The organism is Legionella stuttgartensis, from assembly GCF_977063405.2.
Genome location: NZ_CDRUHA020000071.1, coordinates 269378 through 282723, shown reverse-complemented (window position 1 = coordinate 282723; position 13346 = coordinate 269378). Strand labels below are relative to the sequence as shown.

Sequence of the window (13346 nt, the reverse complement as noted above, 5' to 3'; positions counted from 1 at the left end):
GGGATATCGCCTCAGGGGTTTGATAAGCGATAGTGTATCAAATCAAATCTGAGGCTATAAAAAATATTCTCAAATGTACCTATTTTACTGTCGATAATGAATGATAATTTAGTGTAGGATTATTCTTTGCAATCAGATTCCCAAAAAAAGAATTGTCCATTTCCACGACGTTCGCATCACTAATAATAACTGATTCGCGAGAGAGATCTTCAGGAAGTTTGTCGAGGTCAATTTTGGCTGAGATCAATGCAGTTAAACCGATGTAATTTCCATCGGAATCTTTGGTTGTTGAAGTAACAACACCCTTGATAAAAATCGCATCACCGTATTCTTGAGTATAGCTTTTTACAAGTTCTCGTAAAAATTCCATGGCACTAGGAATTAGTTGATTGCTCTCTTCTTGGGTTAAGAACTTGGTGAGATCTAGGCCTATAGAGCCTTTGAGAACAGTGGTTGGTGAAGAGCCATTACCATAATCATAACTTAGATTGTCAACTTTTACTTCGAAGCTGTTTTTTGGACCGACTTTCTTATAGAAACTATTTAAAGCGACTTTGGATGCTCGTTCTTTATCAATTTCTAAAGCGTCAAATTTAAGTTTTGCTACAGTAGCTTCCTTTAAAATCTAAATCTCAGTAAAGAAAAATCAATACTTATAGATAAATGTTTCCTTTAACTGTTTGAGAAAAGCAGATCTATTTTTGCTCATCCTAATTGATAATGATTATCATTATCAATTAGGATGTAGGCTGATTTTCAATATTCTTATTCATTATGATTAAAATAATTGCAACTTTTGCGGCTTTTTTGCTGGTGTCATTTAACATTTTTGCAAAATCCGCACTATTTGAATGGCATCCTAAACGATTTACTTATGAGGGCCATGTATACTTTAATGCGACCAACTCGGCAGTTCAGGGGGGAAGATATTTACTTAACCAGCAATTATCAAATGTTAAACTAGGTTCTGAATTGCAGATGAACGATTGGAGTAAAGTGAAAGGATTATTAATTTATAATACCTTGCCCACTCCTATTAATCCTCAATTGTATATTGATCAACTGTATAACGAATTTAAAAATCCCAATTCACATTGGTATCTTGAGGGAGGAAAAAAATGGATTACTTTTGGCAACTACAAAAATGATCTAATTTATAAACCCCTCACTAAAGCTTTAGGTCAAACCAATGAATTAGCAGCAGTAATGGGATACGACGCAGAATATTACATCAATGTCTCTTTATTTTCTCCTTATTCACCTATCCGCTCATCCAATCTTCCTTATTACAATTTAAATGTAGGTACACATAACAGAAATTATGATGTCGGTGGCAGTTATCTTTTTTCTTTAGCCGAAAGCCAGCTTTTACAATACAACAAGGGTTTTGGTGGTTTTTTGGGTAGGGCTATGCCCAGCAAAGTTCCCGGTTTTGCTGCATATATAAATTTGAACTATAAAAAAATGGGGGGCTATTTGACCTATGTTACAGCACTTAATCGATTTCAAAGCACAGAACTTAGTTACAATACAAAAGGGGCCAAGCCTCAAGCCTTTAGTATTCAAAGCGGGTATGACGTGACGATAAAAAAAATGCCGATGAAACTGATTGGATTTTATGATTATTCCTATGAGGCTTTAGCCTTAAGAATACCTAAACAACGAATCGGAGTAGGGCTTTCGGCATATCCTAAATCTTATCTAACTGCGCAATTTCAGTATTTTAAAGATTATGAATACAGTTCTAAAGACCAAGCGTCAGGTTTAAATAAAATGATTTTGGGAACATCTGCAAAGGTTAATACATTTGCACTACAGCTTATTTTAAATTTCTAGCTCCTTACAACATCTTCTTTATTTAACCACAAAAAAATCGATCAACTATTGCAAATGAGAATCATTATCGTTTATATTGCAAATGATAATGATTCTCATTTTGTTGTTCTGAGCAAATCGGCAATTGGAACGTTGTTTCTAAGAGTAACAACTGTAATCGAAAGACAATAAAGAGGGTGGTGTGTATGATTTTATCGAATACTCATGCTAATGAACTCAATTACCAATTACGTTCATTATTAACGAATACTGATTTTCCTATTTCATCCAAACAAATGGGGCATTTTCTTGTCGCTTCTTATCAACAGTGTTTTAATCGACTAAGAAGATCTGCGATTTCAGAAGGATTAATTGATAAAAAAGTAATGAGTCCATCCATTACTACTTATCTTGATCTCCTGAAAATTTATTCTCAAAATCAACAAACTCATTTCAAATATTGGCACTCATTACATGAAGAGTTAAATGAAAGTATTGCAAATCAAGCCTTGGCTCTTGCTTATCAGTATCAATGGCATAAAACAATCCGGCAACAGGCAAAGGGATATACAAATTTATGGTCTTGGTTAATCGAACACTCAAGCCAACAGCAAATACTTAATTTTTTAGAACAATGGGGTTGCATGGGGCATCCATCTCATCCCAACTTTCGTGCCAAAATAGGGTTTAATCGTAAAGAGGTTGTGCAATATTCTCCGGAATTTAATTCCGAAGTCACAATTGGGTGGGCTGCCATTCACCATTCACTTGCATTTATTTCAACATCAAAGTCCGCTTTTCACTGGCTGTTCAGCAATCATTTTCCCAAGGAATACAGCTTGTGGAGTGAGGCGTTACGATTAAAAAAATTGAACCCCGATGATTATTATCCATTTCCTATTCATCCCTGGCAATGGACTAATAAATTACAAACAGTAACAAAATCTATATTCGAGGAAAATCAATTTATAATCAATCCAGTGCACCAACAAACCAAACCATCGATGTCATTTCGTACTATGATGCCGCTTGAAAAACATGGTCCTCATCTTAAATTAGCGGTGGGTGTACATACTACTTCATCTTTACGTACTGTTTCTCCAGCCTCGGTAAGTAACTCGTCTACACTCTCGCAATGGATCAATGAGTTACTTACACAAAATCAATATTATAAGGGGCAATTATTTTTAGCTCGTGATTTAGCAGGGATCAACGCAATACATTCATCTATTCCTAATGACGAAAAAAAACATTTCGGTCTTATAGTTCGTGAAAATCCTTTACAATGGATTCGATTAAATCAAAAACTTGTGCCGCTTGCGTCTCTTTTTAAACGCTCACCTCTGAGCCAAAGATCCTTATTAAGTGAGCTCATCGAACTTAACCAAAGTAATCCAGTAGATTATTTTATGGACTATTGTCGCTGCATTTTAGCGAGCCAGCTGCATTTATTATTATGTTATGGAATTGCTTTAGAGGCTCACCAACAAAACACTTTAGTTATTTTTCAGGCAAATCGTCCTTCTGGTTTGGTACTGCGTGATTTGGGAGGTATAAAAATTTGTAGTCACGCATTCTATGATAAGGTGGCTAAACCAGCACTACATCCAGACTCCACAATAACCTGCTCTGGGTTAAATGAGCTGACCAATAAATTCATACATGGTAATTTACTGAGTAATTTGGCTTATGGGATTGATTGCTTGAGTGTGGATTATAAGCTTTCTAAGGCAATGCTCTGGCGAAAAGTAAGACAAATTCTAGATCATCTGTTAGAGGAATTGCGAACAGAGATTGAGCCCCGAATACATCATTGGTATCGACAGCAATTGCTTGTTCAGCCCTGGCAGCAAAAATGTTTGCTTGCTATGCGACTCCATGAAAATCAAAGCCAAGATCTTTTTTCTATGATTCGAAATCCTTTGAGCAGAGCTTATGCCTAAATCAATACAATCGCTTCTTTTAATAAGTCAATTTTTTATGATTTTGGCTTTAGAAATGACGAATCCTTTTTTATCGTTATTGATTGCATCGCAGGGGGAGATATCGATGCAGAGTGCTGTATTCTATAGCATGCTCAGTTTGGTATTTCCTATGCTTGCCAATATCATTATGACACCAATTTGGGGGCTTGCTGCGGATCGTTATGGCTATAAGCCCATGCTTATGCGTGCAGCGTGGGCTTTGGTATTTACCCAATTGAGTATGATCTTTGTGAATTCCCTTAATTGGATTTTAATCATTCGTATTGTTCAGGGCGCTTTTGCTGGTTTTATTGTATCCATGCAAACCTATTCGTTAAGTCTTTGTGAATGGCACCATAAAAGTCGACAGTTGTCACGCTTACAATCAGCAAAGGCGGTTGCTACAACTTTGGCAGGGTTCACAGGAGGCCTAATCTTAACAGCGACTAATTATCAAGGATTATATGAAGTAGCAACGGTTATTTGTTTCACTATCACACTTGTTATGCACTATTACTTGCCAGCCAGCCCAAAACCTGAAAGTAAAAATTTAGGTCATAAAACCGATACGTTGAACGTAGACTCGAAGCCTATATACGCGCTGTGTTTTTTAATTACCTTAACTCAAATCATTAAATTTTTACCTGATCCGGGATTATCTTTATTTATTAATGATTCGTTTTCTCATAATTTAATTTTTATCGGCTTACTTTATTCTTTTCCTGCGGCGGGTATGCTGTTGAGTTCGGAATGGTGTGGCCGTCAGTTCGATCGATGCAGGTCTGATCCGTCTTTAGTTCATCGTTATTTAATTCATTACAGTGTGTTAGGTTTCATTCTTATGCTATGTCAAGCATGCATAAGCAACCTTATTTTTTTTGCCTTTATTCGCATTCTATGGGGCGTTGTGTTAGCTGCTTTATTACCTGCATTATTTGCGCTTTTAAGTGATCGTTATTCTTTACCGGGCTATGCACTTGGTTTAGCGAATTCGTTTGCCAAACTAGGTAATCTCATTGGTTTGTTATTAGGCGGTCTACTGCTAAATTGGCTTTCTTATTCAACGCTTTTTGTGATTAATGCTGGTCTTTATGGTTTATTTGCTTTTTTCGTGCTGTGGCTTCATGGAGTTTTTATCAATCTTTTGCCACATATCTCTAATACTTACCCTGACAGAACATTATGACCAATAAAATGCTTCTAGCCATATTGCTTACCTGGTTTTTTGGAAATCTTGATATTCATTTCCTTGCTCCAGCTTTACCTAGATTAGCTGAATATTTCGAAGTGGAACCCAATATTGCTCAATTAACAATTAGTATTTTTTTATTGGGTAAAGCATTAAGTATGGTCTTATGGGGAATGCTTTCCGAACGTTATGGAAGAAAACTGATATTTATTTCAGGTTTATTTTTGTATTTGATCTCTAATTTTCTTGCGGCATGGAGCTCTTCTATTGGTATTTTATTGTTTTGCCGATTTGTTCAGGGATTGGCTGTAGGAGCGACTTTGCTCATGGGAAGAGCAATGATTAACGATACCTATGATGAACAGCATGCAACAAAATATTTTGCTTGGTTGTTCACTTTTGGAGGTCTGTTTATCTGCTTTTTACCTTTTTTGGGAGGCTTAATTAATAACCATTGGAGTTGGCAGACTGCATCAATAATTATTGCCCTGTATGCTCTTTTTCTCCTTCCTCTAAGTATCGGTATGAAAGAGACCAAATCTAATGATTCAATAAGTTTGAATTTTAAAAAAATAATAACTACCTTTTTCCGTCATCCTATTTTTGTGGGGTACTTATTCATTTCAGCGTTAATGATGGCAGGTGAATCCGCTTTCAATACTTCAGCATCGTTTATTTTAATTAAAGGTTCTCAATGGACGTCCACCCAATATGGACTTGCAAAGACAGCTATGGCCATAATGCATTTATTAGGAACTGCGTGTTGTGGCCTATTAGTTAAACATTACACCAGTAGACAATTGACCGCATGCGGCGTTTATTTTTTTGCTTTCTCAGCGGGTTTAATGTGGATGTCACATTTATTTTCGGATATGGTTTATCTTTGTTTTGTGATACCAATGATGATCTATTATTTTGGTACTGGTTTTATTGTTGCCAGTGCAACTTCTGCAGTTGTACGTCCATTCCCCAAGCAAATGGCATTAGCTTTGGCGTTAACGTTATTCTGCCAATTTAATTGTTCTGCTTTATTCAGTTTTATTACCAGTGTTATCGGTATCACAGATGCTTATTCTTTTATGCACTTGCTGTGCTTAATTGCTTTACTCAGTTTGATTACATTAAATCGACTTAAATTGAATGAAAAAAATTATTGGAACAACGATTTCTTGCACAATAAAAAATAGTGTTTCATAGAAGTAAAACGAATCCAATTTATATGACTTGGTTCCCACTCATACTACTCACGGGGGTTGTTTCCTCCAATCCCTCACTGGGGACTAAAGAGGGTTCTTCACGTATTAAAAGTGCTTGGAGTTGATCAATCTTTTTTAGTTTATTTTGTAATTGCTCAACAGTCTGTGAAAATAGAAAATGCAGCGATTTTTTATCTAAAGAAATTTTATCCAATTCTGTATGGAGTTTTCTACGTTTTATTTCGAGGGTTCCATAAAGGTGAACACACATTTCTTTTGGATGAAGAAATGAAGCATAGTCAATGCGTGGAGTGATATCAAAAAAGCCATTCTCTCTGACCCAGGCACATTGAGCGCATACCGTTGTTAGAAGTTTTTTCTTTTCTTCTAAAGGCATTTCAATTTTGGTTAATTTTAATAAGTATTTTGCATCTGTTAGTAACGCTTGAACAACAGCTTGATTTTGTCTCCACGTTTCTCTCTTATAAGGTGATGTGGAAACCTCATAGCTTCTGCTCATTTTCCTCAGATCACCTAAAATACGTTCATCATTAAACGGTTTCTTTTTATTTAATCCTCCAATGGCCCAAAATAAAAGAAAACGATAGACGTCGGCTCCTTCCAGTGCCTCTATATGCGGTAACTTCTGATGTAACCGAGGCGTTCTCAACTTCATCAGTAGTTCGTTGTAATATTCGCCATCCATTCCTAATTGTTCGACAGAGAATAGATAGAGATGACGCATACACGTTGAAAACTCAATTGGATTTATTTTATTCCGAAACAACTCTAGAGGACATGGTTCTCCGTTGGGTTTTTGATAGTCAAAAACATGTAAAAGCCTTAATAGGCTAAACTCAATATGCATATATAGATTCTCGATTTTTAATTCAGGCCAAAAAATAAAATGCAGAAAATAGCAAAAAACTGATAATCATGGACTTTTATATTACATAGAGCTACTCATGAAAGCAACTATTTGGATTGTGGGAATAAATACGACATTTTTTATTACTCAAGCATTCCTTTGCAGTTAGTCTAATCAAGATAATCCATTGGTCTTAAACTAGCGTACTTTTCCAGTTTGTTTTTTTCCTAATCAAAAGCCCCGATGCATATAAAACAACACCGGTAAGAATTAAAGATAAGGTACGAATAATTGTTGGTGTTGATGAGGCATCATAAAGTAATGCTTTACCTGCAGCAAAAAATAAAACGAGAAGGGTCGATTTTGCAATAAGCACATCGTTTCTCAGAGTTGAAACTCGCAATATGATAAGTACGTATGCAAGCCAGGACGCAGATACAGCCAATGTACTGTATTCAATGGTTAACTGGTAAAGACTCATAATCGCAAGGAGATGAGAAGCTGCCAACAAAACATAGCAATACTCTTCTTTTTTAGCTAATTCCTGGTAATTTTGGATTAATAAAAACCAAATACTGGCAAAAGAAGCGCCAGCCACTACAGACCAGGATAGCTCTTTACTGCTAATTAAGTGACTTAATATACTGAGGTATTCAATCCCCAAAATAGCAGAGAGCGCCACAAATGGAATTAAAAAGGGAATACTCCATTGAATCTGTTTGATTTTTGCATAGAAAAAGGTGCACCCAAAAACGATTGCAGCAAAAAGCCATGGTTTTAAACTTAAGGGCAGAAGGCCAAGATAAATCGAATGAAAGCAAACAAGTGTTACAAAGGTTAGCAATACATTCCGACTATTAAAACGACGCTCAGGAAACCATCTTTTAGCTGAGTAATAAAGCCCGACTAAAAGAGCCGCTGAAGCTAAGGAAACACAAGAAGCCAAAGTGGGGTCAATACGACTGAGATAATAATATTCCATTGCATAAAAGATTAATAATACTGGGAACAGACTCCAAGACTCTTTCTCTGTAAGATGTTTTTTAGTCAACTGCGTATGAAATAAAGTGCCAATGGAGTAGATTAGAAAATTAATAACGAGTGCCGTAGCAATTAACACATCTTGATGAAGTTTTAGCCCAACTATTGCTGTTATTGATATGGCCAAATAAGCTGAAATCATGGTTAACGTACGTGACTCCACCCAAATAGCAAGTGTTGCAAAATTCAACGAACAAATTGTGAAATAATACAAAGAAAATATAGCGTTATTCTCAACTCCAGCAACAAGGGGGGCGATGTATGCGCCTAAGGCCGCAACGATCGCATAAATATCATGCTTAAATCGTAAATAAAACCAAATAGAAACCCCTGAGATAATCGTTGATATGGCGATAACCGTTTGGAATGAGATAAGCAAATAATACTGATATGCGGCAAAACAAGTTAAATAGAGTACCGTTGCTCCTGCAGCTGGTAAAAAACAAGCATAGATTCGATCGGCACTGGAAATAATGATTCCACCTGTAAATAATGCCATTCCAAATAATGTAGCCACTCCAAGTTGTTTTTCATGAGTCAACCATCCCGATTCAATTGATAATTTTACTATGAAACACGCTGCTAGAATAAAACAAACGGAAGCTACAAGCCCCAACCAATTGCCCGACATGGGTTTAGATGTTGATTTTTGTGTACTTCTTTTATCTTTAATAGATCTAGATTGTTTCGATGTAGTCGAGGTCATGCCATTAATTTTTTCAACCATAGACACACGCGCTTCTAAGGCCTGTAAACTTTTTTCAATATCAATCGATTCCAAAGAAGTATCCCACATATTAAAAAGACTTGCACAATTTTACTACATTTTGCCCATTTGTTTCGAGTATTATTTTACAATTATGGTTAAATTCTTTATTTAATGAGCGTTTAAGAATTCCTAGGTCCACGACATTTCACTTTGCTTATACTAATAGAGTGATTATCTAACTTATTTTCCAACTCAGTGGTGGATATTTTTTAACCCATCATATGATAAACTTTAATTATAGAGTTCTAAAATCGTTTTCCCTTAACAAAGGGAGTTCGGCGCTGAGGAATAATTGTGGGATTACAAATTAAAGAAATTTTTTATCTTTTATCTGCTATGAAAGATGTTGCTACGGCTCAGGGGAAACAGTCATTAACACCACTACAACAATCATCCCTTAATGCGGTATATTCTCAGGTATTTGGCCATACAGATGAATTGCAATTAACACATCTAATTGACACACCACTTTTAGGTTTTGCCCAAGTTTTCCCTGATGCGAGAAAAGCAGAATATGTATTACGTTTTTTAGTGGTCACGGCCTTGATGGATAAAACCATTGATGGCGAAAAAATTCTAACTGTTTTTGATTATGCGAAGGCTGTCAATATTTATCCACATTACCTAAACCAATTAAAGAAAACCTTGGAAGGAGATTTTCAGTGGCTTATTAAAGATATTATGCGTAAGAATCTTGAAAGTTTTGATATTTTTCCAAATATTCAAAATGAAAAAGATATTGAAAACTGGCTTTTTCCTTATCGTGGCGACAAAAAGAATCCTCAACTTGCTCAACGTTACGAGGCTCTTCGTCACTTACCCGAAGAAAGTTTTGGTCATCATATTTGGATGCAGTTTAAAACGAATCATTACAAATTCCCAGGCGAAGAGGAGGGTGCTAATTATGAGTTTATCATGCCCCATGACTCACTTCATGTTTTAAGTGAATATGATACAAGTCCTTATGGTGAACTCTTGGTATCTGTATTTACTTCAACAATGTTGGAAAAAAATTCAATTGATGGTCACGTTATTCCGGTTCTATATTCTTTTTACTTAGGTATCAAGATCAATGAACTTGCAGGCTCCTCTCAGGTAGACGTTAATCCCTATGAGTTTTGGGAGGCATGGTATCGAGGCTCGCAAATGCAAATTAATTTGTATTCTAAAGGATGGAATATTTGGGATGTCGCTGAAACTCCCATCACTGATTTAAGAGCGCTTTATCATGTTGTACCTAAATCGGATTTATTAAACCCCGTGAGTAGAGAACGAGAGAAATTGAGCTGAATTGAACGCTCAATTTTGCGTGAAATTACACTCTTGCTTGAAAATTTCATGAAGATTCTTCCATGCCGTAGGATTTGAAGTGGCCTCAAAAGCTTCTTTGATCCTTTTTGCGGTTTCTTGAATTGAAAGGTGCGTATTGTCTATTGAAAAATCATAGATCATATTTTGATGAGTGACTAATGCACTCGTACGATTCCATCCTCCTGGCCGACCGTTTCCTTGGATGTCATGAGCGCCAGCGGCTTGACTTCGTTGTAATTCACGACGGAGACCTTCTGCATCAGAAACAAATAAACCTACAAAAAAAACTTTGTAAGGAATAAAAGCATTCAATGCTGCTTGAAACCATAAAGGGCTCCAAAAAAGCTGATCGGAGATTACATTAATACCTACGTCAAGATAAGCAGCGATCGAAGAAAATGAAGCACAGATAACTTTATCCAAAAGGGGGCCTGTCGAAATATTATAGTACTCCAAGCCGTCCTTGAGGTATTTTTCAGCTGAAAAATACCTCGACTCAATAGTGGCCATATTGTTTTGTTTTGGGGGCGTTGCTTGTGAATAAACATCAAGACCGAGCAAGACATATTGTTCCTCCATCATGTCCTGTAACGCGCGACACGTACTCGTTTTCCCACTGCTTGAGGAGCCATTTAATAGAATGATTTTTCCTTTATCCATTAGTTATCCCTATAATCTCCTTATTGTTCATATTATTTTAGAATACTTTAGGTAGTGAATCTTCAACTGTTAATTAACATTTTTTTTGAACTCTAGATTATGGATATTCTGAGGGGAATTATATTAGACGGGATTATGATTATGATGCAAAAGGGGCGAAATACCCCCTTTGGACTTTACTTTTTTATTCCTGCTATGATTACTTCCTCAGCATCATGTTCATCATGTGCTTTAGCAATTTTTTTGGCAAGTTTTTGGTAAAACAGCGTACAGGGCATCTCTTCGACACCGCCTTGCTTATTGACATCAAAACGAGAACATCGAGTACTCCCAATTTTTTCCATATAAATTTGGTGCCTATCTCGTTCTCCGTCTTTACGGACTGTTGGATAAGTGATTAATACCTGATCGTAATCCTCGAGCAACGCTTTCACTGTTTCCTCACTTTCACTTTCACTTGCTTTAACCTGTGTTTTCTTATAAGGAATATTATGATCTACAAATACCGCATGCAAACCGTCTTTTCCCTGATGAATTAATTCAACTTGGTGTAATTTTTCTTTAATAGCTGTTTCATAAATATGATCAGCGCTACCTTTCATAAAGCTATCATCTCGAAAACCTAATTTTTTCTCAAAATATAAGTTAACAACTGGAGAGCAGATCCCATTTTCATCAGCGGATGCACCAACTTCATCTAAGATCTCATCTTGGGTTGTAAAGGTTTTCTCAGAAGAAGGAGCTTGTGGGCTCACAAGAGATGTCATAATTTTTTTTGATGAAGTCAAGTCAGATGATTCGGGACCATCTTCTTCTAGTTGAGGGTGGGTTAAATCTAAACGAGTTGAAACAGCACTTCTCAAAGCTGTGAATTGAGTTGCGGCAAAATTTAAAACGAAATTAATTGGAGTAAGTAATGAATTAAAGGTCCGAGGTTCGGTTTTATTGCGTTCATTACTACTTAAATTAGATGAATGTTCCTCATCGCTGTTATTTGTTTCGTAAAAGCTAGGCGAACTTTCATATGCTTCCTGAAGTTCAATGTCTACTTGATTATAATCGGTATCAAAATAATCAATCGCAGGAATTCCTGATTCACTATCCGATTCTAATAGCGGAGGGGCTTCCCTAACTGAGAGAGAGTTTTGAACTTCACTTACAATATTTGGATCGCCAAACGCGTCGTCCATAGTCAATTCCTCCTATACTAATTACATCCACAGCGTGTCATTATGTTAGCATAGTGAAAAATTTATTACCACAAATGACTTTTCAAATCGATAATGGTTGGGCCTAATGAGCGCTTTCTCACAGTAGTTATATGTTCGTACAAATCTAATGAAGACTTAAAAAGTCTTCATTAGATGATTATCTACCTATACTTTTTTTACAGATGAAAGATCATTTGAACCTTCTTCAACATTTTCAGTAGTGGTTGTACTAATAGTTGGTGTACTGTCCTTTTTAAGCGCCTTTTCACGTTCCCTGATTTTACTTATTATGGTGGCAGAGTCAGGAACAAAACCAGGTTGAGAAGTGATGCCTCCCTGAATTGGTTCCAAATCAAGAGCAACTAGTTCAACAATCCCTTTTCCTTTATGAATTAAGCTGCCTGCTAGATCATATTCATCCTCACCTTTGCCAAATTCATGAGCAATATCAAATTCTTTTAACGCATGAGAAGTTGCTTCACTAGGAGGATGAATTTCTGAGTTATTTTCCTTTAATGATTCTTGCTTTGCGTTAGCGTGTTGCTTTAACGATTTACGTGCACCTGGTAATAATGGTTTCCCACTTTTATCGAGAAAGACATTGACACCTACCATTTCAATATTCTCTGTACCACCTGTTTTATTATGAAGTTTCTCTCTTTCTGGATATTGAAACTTGTGTTTTTTGCATTCTTCGATATTTGTTTGTGCAGCCCCTTTTACCGTATCAATCATGGCCCCTAAAATTTTATTTGTTGAGCCAACATCTTTTTGATGCTCCTGATAGTCTACTCCATCAAAATTATCATCGATTACTGGTTCTGGAGTAATCTCATCGGTTGATAATTGCTTTTCGGTACTAGAATCTGTATTTTTCAATGCGCTGAAGGGAGTAGAAATAATATTTGCGATAAAAGTAATAGGTGTTAATAGAAGTTTAGCTCCTGCCCAGGGATCGCTATTTTTTTCTGAACTGCTGGTTGAGGGGATACTGCTATCACTTTCATAAGAGCTTGTTGATTCTGCAGAGTAACTTTGTGACTCTTGTTCTTTTTGAGTATAATCTGTGTCGAATTTGTTATAATCTGTGTCGAAATATTCTTGTATAGGTATTCCGCTGACTTCTGGGCTCTCTGATATGTTAGTTTCCGAAGTAACGTTGTCTTTAAGCTCATTTGTCGCAGTTTGCTCACCAATACTTCGACTCTCCTCTTTATTTACTTCTTGGTTATCATCAGGGTCAAAATCAAACCCCATATCACCTTGATATTTTGATTGCATAATTTACCTCTTTAACTAGATTTTACGGATGAGTAACTGGC

11 protein-coding genes are annotated in these 13346 nt (G+C 36.3%); 5 read left to right on the top strand and 6 right to left on the bottom strand.

Annotation, left to right across the window (positions count from 1 at the left end):
• Positions 1-79: 79 nt before the first annotated feature.
• A complete protein-coding gene (locus ACWTEW_RS25890) occupies positions 80-370 on the bottom strand; it encodes a hypothetical protein (protein ID WP_454780972.1) in 291 nt (96 codons plus the stop codon).
• A gap of 404 nt (positions 371-774) precedes the next feature.
• On the opposite strand from ACWTEW_RS25890, the gene ACWTEW_RS25885 reads away from it, so the two are divergent.
• The 4 genes from ACWTEW_RS25885 to ACWTEW_RS25870 all read left to right on the top strand — a co-directional run bounded on the left by ACWTEW_RS25885 (position 775) and on the right by ACWTEW_RS25870 (position 6155).
• Positions 775-1836: an LbtU family siderophore porin gene (locus ACWTEW_RS25885; RefSeq protein WP_454780971.1), complete on the top strand. Its 1062-nt coding sequence runs from the start codon at positions 775-777 to the stop codon at positions 1834-1836.
• A gap of 185 nt (positions 1837-2021) precedes the next feature.
• Positions 2022-3758 carry an IucA/IucC family protein gene (locus ACWTEW_RS25880; protein WP_454780970.1) on the top strand — a complete coding sequence of 579 codons (1737 nt, stop codon included), beginning with the start codon at positions 2022-2024 and terminating at the stop codon, positions 3756-3758.
• Positions 3751-4965 (top strand): MFS transporter, encoded by a 1215-nt coding sequence (locus ACWTEW_RS25875; RefSeq protein ID WP_454780969.1) that lies wholly within the window; start codon positions 3751-3753, stop codon positions 4963-4965. Before ACWTEW_RS25880 ends, ACWTEW_RS25875 begins: the two co-directional genes overlap by 8 nt.
• Positions 4962-6155, top strand: coding sequence for an MFS transporter (locus ACWTEW_RS25870; protein ID WP_454780968.1), 1194 nt, complete (start codon positions 4962-4964; stop codon positions 6153-6155). Before ACWTEW_RS25875 ends, ACWTEW_RS25870 begins: the two co-directional genes overlap by 4 nt.
• Positions 6156-6183: 28 nt before the next feature.
• Here the strand turns inward: ACWTEW_RS25870 and ACWTEW_RS25865 are convergent, their stop codons facing one another.
• Positions 6184-7032, bottom strand: a complete 849-nt coding sequence (locus ACWTEW_RS25865; RefSeq protein WP_454780967.1) for a hypothetical protein — start codon at positions 7030-7032, stop codon at positions 6184-6186.
• A 193-nt stretch (positions 7033-7225) separates the two neighbouring features.
• Positions 7226-8869, bottom strand: coding sequence for a DUF2339 domain-containing protein (locus ACWTEW_RS25860; protein ID WP_454780966.1), 1644 nt, complete (start codon positions 8867-8869; stop codon positions 7226-7228).
• A gap of 267 nt (positions 8870-9136) precedes the next feature.
• Here ACWTEW_RS25860 and ACWTEW_RS25855 point away from each other — a divergent pair, with 267 nt between their 5' ends.
• On the top strand, positions 9137-10132 hold the full coding sequence (locus ACWTEW_RS25855; protein WP_454780965.1) for a hypothetical protein: 996 nt from the start codon (positions 9137-9139) through the stop codon (positions 10130-10132).
• A gap of 9 nt (positions 10133-10141) precedes the next feature.
• On the opposite strand, the gene ACWTEW_RS25850 is transcribed toward ACWTEW_RS25855, so the two are convergent.
• The 3 genes from ACWTEW_RS25850 to ACWTEW_RS25840 form a co-directional block, all read right to left on the bottom strand.
• A complete protein-coding gene (locus tag ACWTEW_RS25850; RefSeq protein ID WP_454780964.1) occupies positions 10142-10813 on the bottom strand; it encodes a phosphotransferase-like protein in 672 nt (223 codons plus the stop codon).
• 176 nt (positions 10814-10989) lie between these two features.
• The gene (locus ACWTEW_RS25845; RefSeq protein ID WP_454780963.1) at positions 10990-12003 is read right to left on the bottom strand and encodes a hypothetical protein; all 1014 of its coding nucleotides are present in this window, start codon (positions 12001-12003) and stop codon (positions 10990-10992) included.
• Positions 12004-12189: 186 nt separating this feature from the next.
• Complete coding sequence (locus tag ACWTEW_RS25840; RefSeq protein ID WP_483099563.1) at positions 12190-13281, bottom strand: hypothetical protein; 1092 nt, start codon at positions 13279-13281, stop codon at positions 12190-12192.
• Positions 13282-13346 lie beyond the last annotated feature (65 nt).

Excerpts from the sequence above, each read along its gene's own strand:
- ACWTEW_RS25890 (WP_454780972.1), bottom strand. The coding sequence starts at position 370 with ATGGAATTTTTACGAGAACTTGTAAAAAGCTATACTCAAGAATACGGT.
- ACWTEW_RS25885 (WP_454780971.1), top strand. The coding sequence starts at position 775 with ATGATTAAAATAATTGCAACTTTTGCGGCTTTTTTGCTGGTGTCATTT.
- ACWTEW_RS25880 (WP_454780970.1), top strand. The coding sequence starts at position 2,022 with ATGATTTTATCGAATACTCATGCTAATGAACTCAATTACCAATTACGT.
- ACWTEW_RS25875 (WP_454780969.1), top strand. The coding sequence starts at position 3,751 with ATGCCTAAATCAATACAATCGCTTCTTTTAATAAGTCAATTTTTTATG.
- ACWTEW_RS25870 (WP_454780968.1), top strand. The coding sequence starts at position 4,962 with ATGACCAATAAAATGCTTCTAGCCATATTGCTTACCTGGTTTTTTGGA.
- ACWTEW_RS25865 (WP_454780967.1), bottom strand. The coding sequence starts at position 7,032 with ATGCATATTGAGTTTAGCCTATTAAGGCTTTTACATGTTTTTGACTAT.
- ACWTEW_RS25860 (WP_454780966.1), bottom strand. The coding sequence starts at position 8,869 with ATGTGGGATACTTCTTTGGAATCGATTGATATTGAAAAAAGTTTACAG.
- ACWTEW_RS25850 (WP_454780964.1), bottom strand. The coding sequence starts at position 10,813 with ATGGATAAAGGAAAAATCATTCTATTAAATGGCTCCTCAAGCAGTGGG.
- ACWTEW_RS25845 (WP_454780963.1), bottom strand. The coding sequence starts at position 12,003 with ATGGACGACGCGTTTGGCGATCCAAATATTGTAAGTGAAGTTCAAAAC.
- ACWTEW_RS25840 (WP_483099563.1), bottom strand. The coding sequence starts at position 13,281 with ATGGGGTTTGATTTTGACCCTGATGATAACCAAGAAGTAAATAAAGAG.